The following is an 18,405-nucleotide window of genomic DNA, read 5'->3' as shown; positions in this document are numbered from 1 at the left end:
ACAATTAGTAAGGATGTTAATCGCTTCCAATATAATAAATTAAAAAGTAATGTCAGCTTTCTAAGGAGTCCATATGCTATTTAACCGTAGACAGTTCTTTAAGATCTGTGCTGGTGGTATGGCTGGAACAACGGTAGCTACGCTTGGTTTTTCTCCAAATGTAGCGCTTGCTCAAACTCGCCAATATAAATTATTGAAATCAAAAGAAACTCGAAATAATTGTACTTACTGCTCTGTTGGCTGTGGTATGTTGCTATATAGCCGTGGCGATGGGGCTAAAAATGCCGAATCGTCTATTTTCCATGTAGAAGGAGATCCCGATCATCCTGTTAGTCGAGGCTCTCTTTGCCCTAAAGGTGCAGGTGTTCTGGATTATGTAAAAAGTGAACAACGAGTTAAATATCCTGAATATCGTGCCCCTGGTTCAGATAAATGGCAACAAATAAGTTGGGATGAAGCCATTGATCGTATTGCTCGTTTAATGAAAGCTGATCGAGATAAAAATTTTGTTGAAAAAAATGCGGAAGGCACAACAGTCAATCGCTGGACAACAACAGGCTGGCTTGTTACCTCAGCAGCTAGTAATGAAACAGGTTGGTTAGCGTTCAAAGTTGCTCGCGCATTAGGTATGTTAAGCCTTGAAACCCAAGCTAGAGTTTGTCATGGTCCTTCTGTATCTAGCTTAGCGGCTACTTTTGGTCGCGGCGCCATGACTAACAACTGGAATGATATCAAAAATGCTAATGTTGTTATCGTAATGGGGGGAAATGCGGCTGAAGCTCATCCGGTTGGTTTTAAATGGGCTATAGAAGCAAAAATTAATAATGGTGCTGAACTAATTGCCATTGACCCTCGTTTTCATCGAACAGCCTCAGTGGCTGATTTGTATGTACCTATTCGCTCAGGTTCTGATATTGCTTTTCTACTTGGTATTATCAATTATCTTATTAGCAATAACGAAGTTAATTTTGACTACTTAGTTACTCATAGTAATGCAAGCCTAATTGTTCGTGATGATTTTAATTTTGATGAAGCTACAGGGCTATTTAGTGGTTATGAAGCTGATACCAAACAGTATGATCAGACAAGTTGGGCATATCAAAAGGATGACAACGGGTATGCTCTTCGGGATAAAACGTTAAGTCATCCCCGTTGTGTATGGAATCTATTAAAACAGCATGTCAAACGTTATACACCCGAAATGGTAAATAAAATAACGGGAAGTCCTATTGAAGGTTTTTTGCATGTTTGCCGCTCACTTGCTAGCACTAAAACTAACAATAGAGCAGCCACATTTTTATATGCATTAGGTTGGACTCAGCATACTTATGGATCACAAATTATCCGTACTGCTGCCATGATTCAGCTTATTTTAGGCAATATTGGCGTAATGGGCGGAGGTATTAACGCACTACGTGGACATTCAAATATTCAAGGCTTAACTGATGTTGGTTTATTATCAAATCGTCTGCCTGCTTATCTTGATTTACCAAAAGATTCTCAAGTTTCACTTACTCAGTACCTAGATGAAAAAACACCAAAACCACTTGGTCCAAGCGAAGTGAATTTTTGGGGGAATTATCCAAAATTCTTTGTCAGCTTTATGAAATCAATGTACGGTGATAAATCGACTAAAGATAACGATTGGGGATTTGATTGGTTACCTAAATGGGATAAAACCTACGATGTTTTAAGATTTAGCAAAATGATGCGTGATGGTCAAGCCAATGGCTTTATTTGTCAGGGCTTTAACCCACTTGCTGCACTTCCCGATAAAAATAGTATTCGCGAAGGTTTGTCTAACTTAAAATTCTTGGTGAGCATTGATCCAATGCCAACAGAAACAGCTGAGTTTTGGAAAAACCATGGCGAATCTAATGATGTAGATTCTAGCAAAATTCAAACCGAAGTATTTAGATTGCCATCAAACTGTTTTGCAGAAGAAAACGGTACAATAGTTAACTCATCTCGCTGGCTACAATGGCACTGGGCAGCAGCAAGACCGCCTTATGAAGCTTTATATGATCCTGAAATTATTGCGCGTATCTTTTTGAGAATAAAAGAGCTGTATGCTGAAGAAGGTGGTGCTTATTACGAGCCAATTGAAAACTTAGTTTGGGATTATAAGGAGCCAGAAGGCCCAGCGGCTGAGGAATTAGCCAAAGATTATAATGGACGAGCACTTGCTGATATAACCGACGAAAATGGCAATGTTATTCTTAAAAAAGGTCAATTACTAAGTGGTTTTTCACAATTAAAAGCAGATGGTACAACCTCATCGGGTATTTGGATATTCTGTGGTTGTTGGACAGAACAAGGTAACCAAATGGCAAGGCGTGATCCAAGCGATCCATCTGGTAAAGGTGTTCATGCTGGTTGGGCATGGTCGTGGCCGATGAATCGACGAGTACTTTATAACCGAGCTTCAACAGATGAAAATGGTAAACCATGGGATCCTAAACGAGTTTTAGTAAAATGGAATGGCTCAAGTTGGGTAGGCAATGATGTACCTGATTTTACAGCAACATTACCACCAAGTAGTGGGGCAGGTGCTTTTATCATGAATAATGATGGTTTAGGTGGGTTATTTTGTTTAAATCGGTTAGTCGATGGGCCATTCCCAGAGCACTATGAACCGTTTGAAACACCTATTAGTAATAATCCATTGCATCCAAATCAAGTCAGCAGCCCTGTAGCTCGCGCATTTAAAGAAGATTTGGCTCGCTTAGGGAATGCTAGCGAATTTCCTTATGTTGGTACCACTTATAGTATCACTGAACATTTCCATTTTTGGACGCAACATGCAAGGCTAGCTTCAATTACTCAACCTGAGCAATTTGTTGAGTTAAGTGAAAATCTTGCCCTCAAAAAAGGAATCAAATTAGGTGATACGGTTAAAATCACTTCACATCGAGGTTATATTAAAGCTAAAGCAGTTGTGACTAAACGTCTTCCAACTTTAACAGTTGATGGTAAAGAGATCGAAACTATTGGAATCCCAATAGTATGGGGATTCACAGGTCAGACAAAGAAAGGTTTTTTGGTTAATGAATTGACGCCACATTTAGGTGATGCAAATTCACAAACACCAGAATATAAATCATTCTTAGTCAATATCGAAAAAGTTACTACAGCGGCATAAGATGGGAGGATAAATTATGTCATTACAAACTCAAGATATTATACGCCGCTCAGCAACCAATTCTTTAACTCCAGCGCCACGAGCTAGGGACTATCAACAAGAAGTTGCAAAACTTATTGATGTAACCACCTGTATAGGTTGTAAAGCATGTCAGGTTGCTTGTAGCGAATGGAATGACCTTCGAGCTGAAGTTGGCAATACTGTTGGTGTTTATGATAATCCTGCCGATTTAGAGCCAAAAGCATGGACTGTAATGCGGTATTCAGAAGTCGAGATAAATGGAAAATTTGAATGGTTAATTCGTAAAGATGGCTGTATGCACTGTTCTGATCCTGGTTGTTTGAAAGCATGCCCATCAGAAGGTGCTATCATTCAATATGCTAATGGTATTGTTGATTTTCAATCGGAACACTGTATTGGTTGTGGCTACTGTGTAGCAGGTTGTCCGTTCAATATTCCACGAATTAGTAAAGAAGATAATCACTCCTATAAATGTACATTATGTGTCGATCGCGTTGCTGTGGGTCAAGAACCCGCCTGCGTTAAAACTTGTCCTACTGGCGCTATACACTTTGGTACTAAACAAGATATGATTCGCCATGCTGAACACAGAATTGTAGATTTGAAAAAACGTGGTTTTGAACATGCTGGTCTTTATGACCCGCAAGGAGTTGGGGGAACACATGTTATGTATGTTCTTCATCATGCAGATCAGCCAGAATTGTATCACGGCTTACCAAAAAACCCTAAAATTAGTGAAATTGTCAGATTTTGGAAGGGTATTTGGAAACCATTATCTGCAGCTGCATTTGTGGCAACTTTTAGTGGTTTGCTGTTCCATTACATGGGCGTTGGTGCAATTGAAGTTGATGAAGATGACATTGAAGAAGAAAAAGAAGCAGATAAACAAGCTCGAAAGCGTTTAGGCTTGCCTGTTTTAGAACAGAAAATTGACTCTAATTTATCACAACAGGAGAATCATCATGGATAAGAAAAGCATGATATTAAGAACACCACTTATTGTTCGCTTCTGTCACTGGTGTATGGTCTGTCTGTTTATTCTGACTGCGCTATCTGGCTTATCTTTATTTTTTCCATCTATAAAACTGTTTGGATTATTTCTTGGTACGCCGCAATTAGTAAGAGCATTGCATCCATTTTTAGGGTGCATTGTTTTTGTTTTACTCATGTTTATGTTTATAAAACTTGCTCACCATAATATTCCAAATAAAAATGATCTTTTATGGATTAAAAACTTTAAACATGTCATTTTGGGCAAAGAAAGAGGCATTCCAATAGGCAAATATAATGTAGGACAAAAGTTTTTATTTTGGTGCATTATGGGGTTAATTTTAGTTTTATTTGTTACAGGCCTCATCATGTGGCGCCGTTATTTTGCGGATAATTTTTCTGTTCCAGTTGTCCGTATTGCGATATTTTTTCATTCTCTTGCTGCAATTGGCTTAATCCTGCTTGCAATTGGTCATGCTTATATGGCTATTTGGGTTAAAGGTTCCATTAAAGGGATGATAACAGGCTATGTTTCGCGTGCTTGGGCACAAAAAAATCATTCAACTTGGTATGAAGAAGAAATGGAAAAGATCTATCAAAATGAACTAAGGTTAAAGGCCAAATCTGAAGAAGAATCTACAGATATTAAACATAAACCAGCATAGTAATTTTCCTGCATCTATAATGGTATTTTCCGCTGATAGTTACTATCAGCGGTGTCATTTTAATAGTAAAAAAATAAAAAGCAGTGATGAATAAAATCACAATCAATGAGCATTTATAATGAGTATAAAAATTATCCCCCAAGAACAACTTGAACAACAAGCTACAAACTCAGTTATTAGACAAATCCCGTTACTATTTTATCCATCACCTAAAACACTTTATGCTCATCGAGCAGAACGTTTAAAAACTCTTGCAAACAATAATGCAATTAGTGATTATTTGAATTTTTGTGCAATTATAGCTGAACAACAAGCCAATTTAATTAAACATCAGCCTATAGATATTGATGTAACGTGTTTATTAAATAGCGAATATCCTCCACTTAGTTTAGATAATTTACCTCTTAAAGATACTTGGCAAGATTACTTTACTTCATTACTCGACTCATTTTCTGATACCACGCAGCAAATCGCTATAGTCATTGAACAGCTTAAAAAAAATAGCACTTTAGAATTACAAAATAAAGCATTACATTTGCTTAAAGGAGAATTTGATAAAGTTGATGGTAATGAAGCAATATTTATTTGGTCATCATTATCTGTTTATTATTGCCAACTGGCTAGTCAAATTAAAAGTAAAGCTATCGCAGAAAATACAGATAAACTCTGGTTATGTCCAGTTTGTAATAGTATGCCTACTGCTAGCATTATTCAATTAGGCGGTAACAACGGATTACGCTATTTACATTGTAGTTTATGTGAAAGTGAATGGTATGTACCTAGAATTAAATGTACCTGCTGCGATAATATGAAAGACATACAATACCTCTCTTTAGAAAAAGAACTCGCTGCAATTAAAACCGAGTGTTGTGATGCTTGCCATAGCTATTTAAAAATATTTGATCAAGATAAAGATCCTCATATTGAAGTCATTGCGGATGATATTGCTTCGCTGATATTAGATATCAAAACCGAAGAAGAAGGGTTTGCTAAAAGTGGGGTAAATCCTTTTATATTTGCTCAATAAAAAAACAAAGATACTGATAATATAGTTTTATAGGCATTATATCGAATATGAAATAATTCATTCAAAGCTCATTAATTATTTAACTATTTTACAATAACGATTATTTTGTAACATGATCATCAATTAAATAAAATACAACTTCACATTTTTGATTAATAAAGCTAGAATTAAACTATTGTACTAGTTTGCGAGTTTAATTCATGAAACGTTTTATTTTATTGGTAACAATATTATTGCTTACACCTTTTTTAAGTTTTGCAGATACAATTAAAAATGTGGCCATTACGGCAATTGTTGAGCATCCTTCATTAGATCAAATCCGTGATGGTGTTAAAGATGAATTGGCAGACAGCGGCTATACGTTAAACAAGAATTTAACCGTCCAATACAAAAGTGCGCAAGGAAGTAGTGCTACTGCAGCTCAAATTGCAAGGCAATTTGTAGCAGCAAAACCTGATGTTATTGTGGCAATTGCGACACCAAGTGCACAGGCAACAGCTGCAGCGACCAAACAAATTCCTATTGTATTTGCTGGAATTACCGATCCTATCGCCGCTAAATTAATTAAAGATTGGCAACCTGCTGGCACAAACATTACTGGTGTATCAGATTATCAAGAAATTGGTCCACAAATCGAATTTATGAAAAAAATTGTACCTAATGTTAAATCAGTAGGATATATTTATAGTCCAAGTGAAATTAATTCAACCGTGGTATTAAAAAATCTACAAACTCTTTTATCTCAACAAAATATTAATTTTATTGCGGTACCAGCTCAACGAACTGCTGATATTTCAACTGCTGCCAATACATTAAAAGGTAGAGTAGACTTAATTTACACGACAACCGATAATAATGTTGTTTCAGCCTATGAGTCATTAGTCAAATTTGCAAATGAAAATAAAATTCCTCTTTTAGCATCGTTCCCTGATGCGATTGAACGAGGAGCCGTTGCTGCATACGGAATGAGCTACTATGATGTAGGACGCCAATCAGGTAAGCTTGTTGTGCGCATATTAAAAGGTGAAAAACCAGGAAGTATAACTCCAGAAATAGGGCAAGCATTACGCCTTGTTGTTAATACTGATGCAGCTAAAAAACAAGGGGTTGCTTTGCCTCCAGAGGTAATTCAATCTGCTGACAAAGTCATAGGAAAATAATTAAGCCCTACTTCACTAAAATTAATTAAAAATTTTGCTCACTTAGTAGTTAGGTGAGCAAAAAAATGTAACCTACAGTAATCCAATAACTGGATTAACATCAATTAATCCAGTTTACCAAGTTAACATCAAATCACTGATAATGTGTAATAAAAAATTTACACTCATAGCTGTTTTTATACTAGAAAATTATCTTTTTTTGCTTTATAGTAACTTAATATTTAGCTTGATTGTAAAAAAAACATTACAGGAGTGCTCTATGCGTAATTCTATCATTAAACTTTGTATGTTACTTAGTTTATCGTTAGCAACATTTTATTCTTTCGCTGAGGCTAAAACCGAACAAAAATTTGTTGCCATTACAGCAATAGTTGAACACCCCGCATTAGATAATGTGCGTAAAGGTGTTGAGGATGAGTTAAAAGATAGCGGTTATATTGCTGGAAAAAATTTAAAGCTACAATTTTTAAGCGCACAAGGTAGTAGTGCAAATGCAGCCCAAATTGCTAAACAATTTGTAGCAAATAAACCAGATGTTATTGTAGGAATTGCCACGCCAAGTTCGCAAGCATTAGTTGCTACAACAAAACTTATTCCTATTGTTTTCACTGCCGTTACCGATCCCGTAGCAGCTAAATTAACCCCAAGTTGGGATGCATCAAAAACAAATGTAACAGGCGTATCTGACGCCTTATCACTAGATTCTCAAATCGATATGATGCTAAAAATAAAACCTGATGCTAAAAACATTGGTTATGTTTATAGCCCTAGCGAAGTTAACTCAACAATCATACTAAAACAATTACAAAATGAGCTAGAAAAACGAGGTATGAAAATTATTGCCGCTCCTGCGCAACGCACTTCTGATATATCTACTGCGGCTAGAAGTTTAAAAGGTAAGGTTGATATGATTTATACTACTACCGATAATAATGTGGTTTCTGCTTATGAAGCTTTAGCAAAAGTGGCTAATGAAAGTAAAATTCCTCTTATTGCATCCAACCCTGAATCGGCAGAACGTGGTGCTATTGCCGCTTTAGGCATGAGTTATTATGATCTTGGTCGTCAAGCTGGTAAAATTGTTATCCGTATACTTAACGGCGAAAATCCTGGTGATATTCCACCACAAGTGGGTAATGTTACTCAATTAACAATTAATAAAAAAGCGGCTGAACGCCAAGGTGTTATATTATCTGAAAATGTATTAAAATCAGCTACCAAAATTGTTGAAAAATAATTTTTACTTTTTTTATAACTAAGCCGCCAACTTTGGCGGTTAACTTTTATGGATTTTTTTCATGTCTTCTGAATTTTTATTAGGCTCAATTGGAATTGGGCTTATTTATGCGTTGGTGAGTTTGGGCGTATTTATCTCGTTTCGTTTACTTGATTTCCCAGATCTTACTGCTGATGCAAGTTTTCCACTTGGTGGAGCGATATGTGGATTATGCATTTATATCGGTATCGATCCTTGGATTGCAACGTTATTAGGTATGTTTGCTGGCTGTCTTGCTGGAGCAATGACAGGAATACTGTATGTTAAACTCAATATTCTTCAATTATTATCAAGTATTATTGTAATGATAGGACTCTATTCTATCAATTTAAGAATATTAGGTGTTGGTCCGTATATTATGGATGAAACATCAAGAATGGCAGGATCCCCTAATCTTTCTTTACTTGATGCCAAAACTATATTTTCACCATTTATTGCTGAAGATTACAGCAACCAATATATTGTACAACCTCTTATGGCTTTAGGATTTGTCATTGTGTTTTGGGCTTTACTCAATGCGTTTTTAAATACCCAAATGGGATTGGCCTTAAGAGCAACTGGCACCAACCAACGAATGGCAAAATCGCAAGGCATTCCGACTGGAAGAGTCACAATTCTTGGTATGGCTATATCAAATGGTTTAATTGCTCTCGGAGGTTCATTATTTGTACAAACACAAGGTGGAGCTGATATCACCATTGGTGTTGGTACAATTGTAATCGGTCTTGCATCAATTATTATTGGTGAAAGCTTATTCCCCGCTAAACGAATTTGGGCTGTGATGCTAGCAGTTATTGTTGGTTCTATTTTATATCGTTTATTTATTGCATTTGCACTTAGTAATGAGTTTTTACAAGAAATCGGGGTTGGAACAGAAGATTTAAATCTAATTACGGCGATACTCGTTGTGCTGGCTCTTGTTGTGCCTAAGCAATTAAAAAAACACGCAAAAATAAGAGGTAAGTAAGCATGATTAAAGTTGAACAATTACAATTAACTTTTAATCAGGGTACACCAATTGAAAATCATGTATTACGAGGACTAAACCTGAATATTAGTGAAGGTGAATTTGTTACCATAATTGGTAGTAACGGAGCAGGTAAAAGTTCTTTATTGAATGTGATTAGTGGCGATTTACTTCCTGATTCAGGAAAAATTGCTATTAATGGTAAAAATGTCACTCGCTGGCCAGCATGGAAACGAGCTAGTATGGTTGCTCGTGTATTTCAAGACCCCATGGTTGGCACATGTGAAAACTTAACTATTGAAGAAAATCTCGCTATAGCTTATAACCGAGGATATCGTTTTACCTTATCTTCAGCTCTTAATCGAAATATCAGATCAATATTTAAAGAAAAACTTGCTACTTTAAATTTAGGTCTTGAAAATCGATTATCGGATATGATGGGATTACTCTCGGGAGGTCAAAGACAAGCTATTAGTTTGTTAATGTCAACTTTACAACCATCTAAAATATTATTGCTTGATGAACATACCGCAGCGCTTGATCCTAAAACTGCACAGTTTGTTTTAGAGCTAACCAATGAAATTGTTTCAAAAAAACAATTAACAACAATGATGGTGACTCACTCTATGAAACAAGCATTAGAATATGGCACCCGAACGGTAATGCTTCATCAAGGACAAGTTGTGCTTGATGTATCTGGAGAACAACGAGCTAAATTAACTGTAACGGATTTATTAGATATGTTTGAAAAAACACGTGGTGAAAAAGTTACCGATGATGCTTTGCTTTTAGGTTAATCATCAAAAAGCAATATTTCTGATAGAAATATTGCTTTTTATCTATAGCAATTAACTCCATTACCACTTAATTTGCTGTTGCTAGTGACGGGATATAACTTAAACCTAATTTATTAAGCTTATCTGTATAAAATTGCTTTATATCACTCCAACGATAATAAGGATATTGCACTGATTTTATAGGTAAATGCACTTCACGCTCGTTTAATAATACTTTAACTAATACAGGCTGATTTTCTTTCTCGCTTTTATAAAAAATCCATTGAATATTAGCTCCCATAGGAATAATTTTATCCGCTTGCCAAACAGCATAATAATCAAAAATAGACTCAGCAATAGAGGATGTACCTTCAATTTCAAGTAAAGTGGCTAAAGGCGAAATGGTTTCAGCATGGGCAAAACGCAAATTGGCATCAATATTATTATTCGCTATTGCAATATCGGCAGTGTTTAACATATCCCACAACAATGGAGCGGCAATTTTTATTTGGATACCATTGGCATCAAAAGCAGGACCAATTTCCAGATAGTTTTTAGCCGTAACTACGGTATTAAGCCAAGTATTTTCATCAACCGAAAAATACGGATCAAGGTCAAAATAATTATCCTTTAATACTTGCGGCGAAAATGCTTGTAGCTCTTGATACAATTGATAAACCGAAATCACAAAATCCCGTGTTTTTACTGATGATTTATCGACAACCTCAATGCCCTTATCTAGCTTTCGGATAAAATCATCAGCAAAAATCTTTTTTACTACCTGTTCGCTTATTTGCTGTGTTTTAGGCGCATTCTCTATCAATTTCACCGAATCTTTCACTACTTTACTGTGTTTATATTCATTATAAACTGATGAATAATCAAAAAAGCGCAATAACGTTTGTTGATCTTCGGGCTGCTGTGTAACATGGATATCAGGATATTTAGATTTGAAAGAACTAATGAATATTTCTGCGGTTTCTTTGGCTCTAGGGGTTCGAGATGAAACAACATCAATTTTATTTCCTTTAAAAACAGTTGGATTATTCTTCTGCATACGCTGACTAATAAAAGCAATATCTTTACGACCAAAATCAGTAAGCTCGCCGTAATGATTTTTATTTAACTCAGCAATACGAATTATCTGCCTAAATAAATCTTTTCCTAAGCTAGTCAATTGATTTTGCTTTTCAGCCATTAACAAAATTTGATAAGCAATATCTTCAGATTTTGGTTTACTGATATAACGTGAGCCATGTCGTCCAACATGATCAATGTAAAAAGCCATATACCCTGTCGGCGCTGGTGTAATCTTTTGTTCAGCATCATATTGATAGGCTGTTTTAGAACCCACACACATAGTTTGTTGAGCAAGACTTACAGAAGAAAACGCACATAAAAAAACAATAAACCACTTACGAAAACGAACCATAACCATTCGCTTTTTCCCTTGAAATAAACAACGTTAATATACCATTAAAAATGGCCTCAACATCACTATCTATAGTGTAGATTAGCATAAAAATCAAAATAAGCAGTACTTATAAAATGATAGTGTTAATAAAACAATATCTATAAAACTATTTCACAAAAAAGATGATTATTTTCATAACACTCTTTCATTTTTCGTAAAAAAGATTATCTTATTAGACACTCGATACAACTTCCTTTTAATTAATTAAACACAATGAAATTATATGGCCTTTCAGGTACAAAAATTAGCTGTGCATTTATATCTGCATGTATAAGTACCCCTTACAACACAACTCGTTTTATTAAAGATTTAATAGCTGGAATAACTGTTGGGATTATTGCTATACCACTAGCAATGGCACTAGCTATTGCTAGTGGTGTACCACCACAGCATGGTCTATACACAGCAATTATAGGTGGTTTTATCATTGCATTAACGGGTGGTTCAAGGTTTAGTGTTTCTGGACCTACAGCAGCATTTGTAGTTATTTTATATCCTGTATCATTACAATATGGATTATCTGGACTACTAATTGCAACATTGCTATCGGGTATATTTCTTGTATTAATGGGATTAATTCGATTAGGTAGATTAATCGAATATATTCCTTTACCCGTTGTATTAGGTTTCACATCGGGCATTGCCATAACTATAGCAACCATGCAAATTAAAGATTTTTTTGGTTTAACACTTGAGCACATGCCAGAAAGTTATATTGGTAAAGTTACGGAACTAGCTAAAACACTACCAACCATTAATATTGCTGACACTTTAGTCGGTGTAGTAACACTAATTGTGTTAATAGTATGGCCAAAACTTAGACTTAAAATATCAGGACACCTACCTGCTCTAATTGCTGGTATTGCTGTCATGTTTATTTTTAATCAATTTGGCTATCAAATTGAAACGATTGGTTCACGATTTATCTATACACTAGCTGATAATACGATAGGTCATGGTATACCCGCTGTTCTACCAGAGTTTATTTTACCTTGGCAGCACGCTGATTTTACTTGGGATTGGTCAACATTTACTGCCTTACTGCCAATTTCACTGACCATGGCAATGTTATGCGCAATTGAATCATTACTCTGTGCTGTGGTATTAGATGAAATGACACACACTAAACACCACTCAAATAGTGAACTCATTGGTCAAGGCTTAGGGAATATTATTGCACCATTTTTTGGTGGCATTTCAGCAACAGCGGCAATTGCGCGTTCAGCGGCAAATGTCAAAGCAGGCGCAACCTCGCCTATTGCAGCCGTTTTGCATTCTTTAATTGTCTTACTTGCTCTTATTTGCTTCGCACCAGCATTATCATTTATCCCACTTTCTGCTATGGCGGCATTATTACTTATCGTGGCATGGAATATGAGTGCAGTTCAACGCGTCATTTATATTATCAAATGTGCTCCTAAAGATGATATTTTGATTATGCTTATTTGCATGTCGTTAACAGTACTATTTGATATGGTGATTGCAATTACACTTGGGATTATACTTGCCTCAATCCTATTTATGCGCCGTATCGCCCGCATGACTCGCTTAGTTGAACTTAATCGCAGTAACGATAAAACATTAGTGCTACGTATTAACGGGCCACTATTTTTTGCTGCCGCTGAACGTACATTTTTAGAAATTTATCAAAAGATTAATGGATATGAACACATAGTGCTACAATGGGATGCGGTACCTATTCTTGATGCTGGTGGGCTCAATGCTTTAATTCATTTTATTGATGAACTACCTGAACAAGTTGATCTATCAATTTGTGAGTTACAGTTTCAACCATTAAAAACATTAGCTCGCGCAAAAATTATTCCAATTCCTAACAAACTAATATTCTATTCAACGCTAGAAGAAGCACTGAAAGATAAAGATTAATTCTAAAATTAGATTTATTATATTAACTAATTTATATGCACAGTAACGGTTTGAACAGAAACTAATTACTGTGCAATAAATTGTACCTCCACTACCTTTCTTTTCATTTACTAAATCACCATTGACAAACTATAAGTGTTAAAAAGTGATTTTAATTTGAAATCCAAAATTAACTTATAAAAATAGGTAAATAACATGATATCTAACGAAAACAATGTCTACAATCTTAAAGAAAAATCAAGTTGGTTTATTTTAGTTGGTGTTATTTTAATTATATTGGGGGGCTTAGCTTTAGGTTATCAGTTCATGGCAACCGTCTTCTCTGTCTATTTTATTGGTTCATTAATTTTAATTGCAGGTATTGCCCAAGCGCTACATTCATTTCGCATTAAAGATTTTGGTCAGTCAGCATTATGGGCAGTAATGGGGATTTTATACATTTTTATTGGTCTAATGTCATTTTTCCAACCTGTTGCGGTTTCATCAGCCTTAACATTGGTGATTTCATTCTTGCTAATTATGAGCGGCTTTACACAAATATTTGCGGCTATGAATAACCGCAATTTACCTCGTTGGGGATGGGTTTTAACTTCAGGGATTATTACATTAATTTTAGGCTTTATGATTATTACAGGTTGGCCATATGACAGTCTTTGGGTATTAGGTATGTTTTTAGGTATTGACCTTATTTTCCAAGGTTGGGCATATGTAGCTATTGGTTTTGCATTAAAAAAATAGATGTTAAATAGCACATTCGTTGCTCACAATCTAGCAATGACTTTCAAGATGTTACCACTAATTGTGAGCAGCAAGTAATTACAGTAATGACTCGAACACAAATACAACTTATTTAATTTTGTTATAAATGAATTAAGCTGATTATTTATAGATTTTGTTAGTTTTTGCCTTAACTTCTTGCATTGTCTGTAAAATCCGATGATAGTTATCAAGCCTTGATGGTGCAATTTTACCGTCTTGTACTGCTTTTTGTAGTAAACAACCTGGCGTATCAAAGTGATTACAATCGCGAAAGTGGCAACCGCCTAAATAATTATCAAATTCTTTAAAACCACTAATCACTTGTTCTGGCTCTAAGTGCCATAAACCAAATTCGCGGATCCCTGGTGAGTCAATAATATCTCCACCATTTGGTAAGTGGTAAAGCCGAGAGGAAGTGGTTGTATGTTGACCAAGTCCGGATATTTCTGAAATACCTCCAGTCATAACTGATTGTGATTGATGAGGTAACAGTAAATTAATAATACTTGATTTTCCCACACCAGACTGCCCAACTAAAATGGAAATCTTACCTTGCAAAGCTTCTTGTAATACAGCAATGCCTTGTTGATTTTGACATGAGACATACAAAACTTGATAACCGATATGAGTATAAATCGTCAATTTTTTTTCAACTTCAGTGAGTTGATCATCATTAAGTAAATCAATTTTGTTTAAAACAATAATAGGTTTTATATCAGTGCATTCACAAGCAACTAAATAGCGATCGATAATATTTAGTGATAATTCTGGCAAGACAGCCGAAATAATCACGATTTGATCAACATTTGCGGCAACGGGTTTAACGCCATCATAAAAATCAGGCCGGACAAGTTCAGAATGTCTCGGGTGAACCGCTTCAATAATACCATTGGTATTTGGCTCTAAACTTTCGCGCCATACTACTTTATCACCAGTGACTATCGACGGTAACGTGCGACGAATACTACAACGATAAATAAGACCTACACTATCTTCAACATCTGCAGACTTACCAAAACGACTTATTACTACACCGTCACGAGGTGACGAAAAATTTGCCAGACTCTCATCTTGCTTTATTGCTAATCGTTGCTGATGTTTTGCCGCTACACGTCTTTTTTGATTATTGGATAGTTTATTTTTTGCCATAGTACTCATTTTTTACTAAAACAGATTGTCAGTTATGCTACACTACTCAGTATCAAAAAGAAAATCTCTATAGCAAATTATGAACAAACAATCTCAAATTAATAGTAACAATCTTATTTGGATAGATCTTGAAATGACTGGACTCAATCCAATAACTGATCGCATTATTGAGATCGCAACCATTGTTACCGATTCTAACTTAAATATTCTTGCTGAAGGACCTGTGATTGCAGTTCATCAATCTGATGAGCAATTAGCATTAATGGATGAGTGGAATCAAAACACCCATGGCAAATCAGGACTTATTGAGCGTGTTCGCAAAAGTACTATTAGTGAACAACAGGCCGAACAACAAACCATCGAATTTTTAAAACAATGGGTACCAGAAAACAGCTCGCCAATTTGTGGTAATACTATTGGGCAAGATCGTCGTTTTTTATTTAACTATATGCCTAATTTAGAAAGTTATTTTCATTATCGCTATTTAGATGTCAGCACAATTAAAGAATTAGCTAAACGTTGGAAACCTGAAATACTAAAAGGGATTAGCAAACAGAGTTCTCATCAAGCTCTTGATGATATTCGTGACTCAATTGCTGAACTTGTTTATTACCGTGAACACTTTTTTGATCTAACCAACTTATAATTAGTATGCAAATTTTATATACTTTTTTATTGTATTTGATTCAACCACTGGTTTGGCTAAGACTGCTTTGGCGTAGTCGTAAAGCGCCAGCTTATCGAAAGCGTTGGCTTGAACGCTATGGTTTTTGCAAAAATAAAGTTAAATCTAACGGTATTTTAGTGCATGCCGTATCGGTGGGTGAAACGATAGCAGCCATCCCACTAATCAAAGCACTTAAACAACAGTATCCTAGTTTACCTATCACAGTTACCACCATGACGCCAACAGGCTCAGAGCAAGTTAAGTCATTACTTGGTGATAGCGTCAGCCATGTATATTTACCTTATGATTTGCCCTGCGCGATAAATCGTTTTTTAAATACGGTTAAGCCCAAATTAGTGATCATTATGGAAACTGAGCTTTGGCCTAATTTTATCTGTCAGTGTTATAAACGAAATATTCAGCTAATTATTGCCAATGCCAGATTATCAGAACGTTCAGCTAATCGATACAGTAAACTCGGGCGATCCATTAGCAATTTACTATCAAAAATTAGTGCAATTGCCGCACAAAATAAGCAAGATGGGGAACGTTTTATTTCACTGGGTTTACCCCGTGATCGCTTAACAATAACCGGTAGTATTAAATTTGATATTGATTTAACAGATCAACAACAGCAAAAAATCAAAACGCTAAAACAGCGGTGGCAATTAGACCGCCCTATCTTTATTGCCGCAAGTACACATAATGGAGAAGATGAAATCATCTTATCTGCCTTTAAGCGGTTATTACAAAAATATCCCAATTTATTATTGATTATTGTCCCCCGCCACCCAGAACGCTTTAAAACCGTCGAAAAATTAATTAATGATTGCGGATTAAATTATATAAACCGCAGTAGCGGTCAAATTCCTGCTAAACAAACCCAAGTCATTTTGGGTGATACGATGGGAGAATTAATAGAACTTTATGGTATTGCCGATATCGCCTTCGTTGGTGGCAGTTTAGTGAAACATGGAGGGCATAATCCATTAGAACCCGCACTTCACCACATTCCAATCATTAGTGGCGAACATTTTTTCAATTTTAAAGTGATTTGTGAGCAACTTATTTCAGCTGATGGCATGATCATTTGTGCTAGCACAGCCGATTCCCTTTATTCAGCGATTAATGGGCTTTTAGAAAATAAAACGCGTAGTCAACAAATTGGCGAACAAGCGTATCAAGTATTAAAACAAAATCAAGGCGCACTACATAGGCTTTTTAACATTATCAACTATTATCTTTGCTCAAAATAAGGATTACTTGTGAATAAAAAACAAGGGTTATTGCTGATTAATCTAGGTACACCAAACGCGGCAACACCAGATTCAATAAAACGGTACTTAACCGAGTTCTTACTCGATCGCCATGTCGTTGATTTACCGAAACTGTTTTGGTATCCGATTTTAAAGTACCTTGTAATACCTAAACGAGTGCCTTATATTATCCATCATTATCAAAAAATTTGGATAGATGGCTCATCACCTTTACTTCATTACAGCCAATTATTATGTGATAAATTACAACTCCACTTACCAAATATTCAATGTGAATTAGCCATGACCTATGGTGAACCCAATATTCAATCTGCATTGAACAAGCTTCAATCATGTTCAAAAATTACGGTATTGCCACTTTTCCCACAATACTCAACGACCACAACACTCGCTGTACTTGATAAACTTAAACAAGTTATAGCAACCGACAAAATCATAAATAGTATTGACTATATTCGTGATTATGCCGATCATCCAAGTTATATCAATGCACTTTATTTACAAATTAAGCAAGCATTTCAATGCCAAGGTGAGCCTGAAGTGCTTATAATTTCTTATCATGGTATTCCAGAGCGTTATATTTACAAACGAAAAGATGATTATATTCAACGTTGTGAAATGACCACACAGTTATTAATCGAAAAATGCCGAACAAATAACATAAATATACCAATTCAAATGGCTTATCAATCTAAATTTGGAAAAGGTAAATGGGTTACGCCAAGTACCAGCGATACACTACAAACATTAGCAAAAAATGGTGTTAACAATGTGCACGTCATCTGTCCCGGATTTTCGGTAGATTGTATTGAAACTATTTACGAAATTGACGAAGAAAATCGAGAAATCTTTTTAAATGCAGGTGGAAAATCATTTTATTATATTCCCACATTAAATGACACGGACTTACAGATTAATTTAATCATGGCATTAATCAACCAAACTCAGCCACCTATACTTAATAATTTATACTGAAACACATAGTTACCGGAAACTTTTTAACAAAAATAATACGACTAAAAAATTACACTAAACAAGTAATTGTTGATTTTCAAACGAATAAAATTTTAAATTAACGAATATTAATGCTAACTATCTATCACCAAGGTAATCTATGGGGTATGATAAGGTATTATTTTATAATTCAGTATCTGAGCACTGAGGAGAA

The 18,405-nt window shown here is 35.5% G+C and carries 15 protein-coding genes; 13 read left to right on the top strand and 2 right to left on the bottom strand.

Annotated features, from left to right (window positions below; translation table 11 throughout):
- The first annotated feature begins 73 nt into the window (after positions 1 to 73).
- From fdnG to ACGH49_RS07180, 8 genes are all read left to right on the top strand, one after another.
- On the top strand, positions 74 to 3,142 hold the full coding sequence (fdnG, locus tag ACGH49_RS07215) for a formate dehydrogenase-N subunit alpha (RefSeq protein ID WP_296302088.1): 3,069 nt from the start codon (positions 74 to 76) through the stop codon (positions 3,140 to 3,142).
- A gap of 16 nt (positions 3,143 to 3,158) precedes the next feature.
- Positions 3,159 to 4,133: a formate dehydrogenase subunit beta gene (fdxH, locus tag ACGH49_RS07210; protein WP_296318094.1), complete on the top strand. Its 975-nt coding sequence runs from the start codon at positions 3,159 to 3,161 to the stop codon at positions 4,131 to 4,133.
- A complete protein-coding gene (locus ACGH49_RS07205) occupies positions 4,126 to 4,818 on the top strand; it encodes a formate dehydrogenase subunit gamma (RefSeq protein ID WP_065590251.1) in 693 nt (230 codons plus the stop codon). Before fdxH ends, ACGH49_RS07205 begins: the two co-directional genes overlap by 8 nt.
- 118 nt (positions 4,819 to 4,936) lie before the next feature.
- The gene (gene fdhE / locus ACGH49_RS07200; protein WP_411588822.1) at positions 4,937 to 5,845 is read left to right on the top strand and encodes a formate dehydrogenase accessory protein FdhE; all 909 of its coding nucleotides are present in this window, start codon (positions 4,937 to 4,939) and stop codon (positions 5,843 to 5,845) included.
- Positions 5,846 to 6,045: 200 nt separating this feature from the next.
- Positions 6,046 to 7,005 (top strand): ABC transporter substrate-binding protein, encoded by a 960-nt coding sequence (locus ACGH49_RS07195; RefSeq protein ID WP_065590249.1) that lies wholly within the window; start codon positions 6,046 to 6,048, stop codon positions 7,003 to 7,005.
- A gap of 259 nt (positions 7,006 to 7,264) precedes the next feature.
- A complete protein-coding gene (locus ACGH49_RS07190) occupies positions 7,265 to 8,242 on the top strand; it encodes an ABC transporter substrate-binding protein (protein WP_141672738.1) in 978 nt (325 codons plus the stop codon).
- Between the two features lie 61 nt (positions 8,243 to 8,303).
- Positions 8,304 to 9,248, top strand: a complete 945-nt coding sequence (locus ACGH49_RS07185) for an ABC transporter permease (RefSeq protein WP_065560857.1) — start codon at positions 8,304 to 8,306, stop codon at positions 9,246 to 9,248.
- Positions 9,249 to 9,250: 2 nt separating this feature from the next.
- Positions 9,251 to 10,045: an ABC transporter ATP-binding protein gene (locus tag ACGH49_RS07180; RefSeq protein ID WP_034911817.1), complete on the top strand. Its 795-nt coding sequence runs from the start codon at positions 9,251 to 9,253 to the stop codon at positions 10,043 to 10,045.
- Between the two features lie 67 nt (positions 10,046 to 10,112).
- On the opposite strand, the gene ACGH49_RS07175 is transcribed toward ACGH49_RS07180, so the two are convergent.
- Positions 10,113 to 11,462, bottom strand: a complete 1,350-nt coding sequence (locus ACGH49_RS07175) for a histidine-type phosphatase (protein WP_065590248.1) — start codon at positions 11,460 to 11,462, stop codon at positions 10,113 to 10,115.
- 249 nt (positions 11,463 to 11,711) lie between these two features.
- On the opposite strand from ACGH49_RS07175, the gene dauA reads away from it, so the two are divergent.
- Together dauA and ACGH49_RS07165 are read left to right on the top strand one after the other, a co-directional pair.
- Positions 11,712 to 13,385 (top strand): C4-dicarboxylic acid transporter DauA, encoded by a 1,674-nt coding sequence (gene dauA, locus ACGH49_RS07170; protein ID WP_411588819.1) that lies wholly within the window; start codon positions 11,712 to 11,714, stop codon positions 13,383 to 13,385.
- 195 nt (positions 13,386 to 13,580) lie between these two features.
- On the top strand, positions 13,581 to 14,123 hold the full coding sequence (locus tag ACGH49_RS07165; protein ID WP_411588818.1) for an HdeD family acid-resistance protein: 543 nt from the start codon (positions 13,581 to 13,583) through the stop codon (positions 14,121 to 14,123).
- Between the two features lie 141 nt (positions 14,124 to 14,264).
- Here the strand turns inward: ACGH49_RS07165 and rsgA are convergent, their stop codons facing one another.
- Positions 14,265 to 15,293: a small ribosomal subunit biogenesis GTPase RsgA gene (gene rsgA / locus ACGH49_RS07160; protein ID WP_411588815.1), complete on the bottom strand. Its 1,029-nt coding sequence runs from the start codon at positions 15,291 to 15,293 to the stop codon at positions 14,265 to 14,267.
- Between the two features lie 79 nt (positions 15,294 to 15,372).
- On the opposite strand from rsgA, the gene orn reads away from it, so the two are divergent.
- The 3 genes from orn to hemH are packed head-to-tail and all read left to right on the top strand — an operon-like array spanning position 15,373 to position 18,212.
- Positions 15,373 to 15,939, top strand: a complete 567-nt coding sequence (gene orn, locus ACGH49_RS07155) for an oligoribonuclease (RefSeq protein WP_034911832.1) — start codon at positions 15,373 to 15,375, stop codon at positions 15,937 to 15,939.
- 5 nt (positions 15,940 to 15,944) lie between these two features.
- Positions 15,945 to 17,216, top strand: coding sequence for a lipid IV(A) 3-deoxy-D-manno-octulosonic acid transferase (waaA, locus tag ACGH49_RS07150; RefSeq protein ID WP_065608943.1), 1,272 nt, complete (start codon positions 15,945 to 15,947; stop codon positions 17,214 to 17,216).
- A gap of 9 nt (positions 17,217 to 17,225) precedes the next feature.
- Entirely contained in the window at positions 17,226 to 18,212 is a 987-nt protein-coding gene (gene hemH / locus ACGH49_RS07145; protein ID WP_296206975.1) for a ferrochelatase, read from the top strand.
- The last annotated feature ends 193 nt before the right edge of the window (positions 18,213 to 18,405 follow it).

Source organism: Gilliamella sp. BG7, assembly GCF_046635565.1.
Taxonomy (GTDB): domain Bacteria; phylum Pseudomonadota; class Gammaproteobacteria; order Enterobacterales; family Orbaceae; genus Gilliamella; species Gilliamella apicola_P.
The sequence above is the reverse complement of the archived record's forward strand: the minus strand, read 5'-3'. Positions and strand labels throughout refer to the sequence as shown.

Excerpts from the sequence above, each read along its gene's own strand:
- ACGH49_RS07180 (WP_034911817.1), top strand. The coding sequence starts at position 9,251 with ATGATTAAAGTTGAACAATTACAATTAACTTTTAATCAGGGTACACCA.
- ACGH49_RS07165 (WP_411588818.1), top strand. The coding sequence starts at position 13,581 with ATGATATCTAACGAAAACAATGTCTACAATCTTAAAGAAAAATCAAGT.
- fdhE (WP_411588822.1), top strand. The coding sequence starts at position 4,937 with ATGAGTATAAAAATTATCCCCCAAGAACAACTTGAACAACAAGCTACA.
- ACGH49_RS07190 (WP_141672738.1), top strand. The coding sequence starts at position 7,265 with ATGCGTAATTCTATCATTAAACTTTGTATGTTACTTAGTTTATCGTTA.
- orn (WP_034911832.1), top strand. The coding sequence starts at position 15,373 with ATGAACAAACAATCTCAAATTAATAGTAACAATCTTATTTGGATAGAT.
- dauA (WP_411588819.1), top strand. The coding sequence starts at position 11,712 with ATGAAATTATATGGCCTTTCAGGTACAAAAATTAGCTGTGCATTTATA.
- rsgA (WP_411588815.1), bottom strand. The coding sequence starts at position 15,293 with ATGGCAAAAAATAAACTATCCAATAATCAAAAAAGACGTGTAGCGGCA.
- ACGH49_RS07205 (WP_065590251.1), top strand. The coding sequence starts at position 4,126 with ATGGATAAGAAAAGCATGATATTAAGAACACCACTTATTGTTCGCTTC.
- fdxH (WP_296318094.1), top strand. The coding sequence starts at position 3,159 with ATGTCATTACAAACTCAAGATATTATACGCCGCTCAGCAACCAATTCT.
- ACGH49_RS07195 (WP_065590249.1), top strand. The coding sequence starts at position 6,046 with ATGAAACGTTTTATTTTATTGGTAACAATATTATTGCTTACACCTTTT.
- waaA (WP_065608943.1), top strand. The coding sequence starts at position 15,945 with ATGCAAATTTTATATACTTTTTTATTGTATTTGATTCAACCACTGGTT.
- ACGH49_RS07175 (WP_065590248.1), bottom strand. The coding sequence starts at position 11,462 with ATGGTTATGGTTCGTTTTCGTAAGTGGTTTATTGTTTTTTTATGTGCG.
- ACGH49_RS07185 (WP_065560857.1), top strand. The coding sequence starts at position 8,304 with ATGTCTTCTGAATTTTTATTAGGCTCAATTGGAATTGGGCTTATTTAT.
- fdnG (WP_296302088.1), top strand. The coding sequence starts at position 74 with ATGCTATTTAACCGTAGACAGTTCTTTAAGATCTGTGCTGGTGGTATG.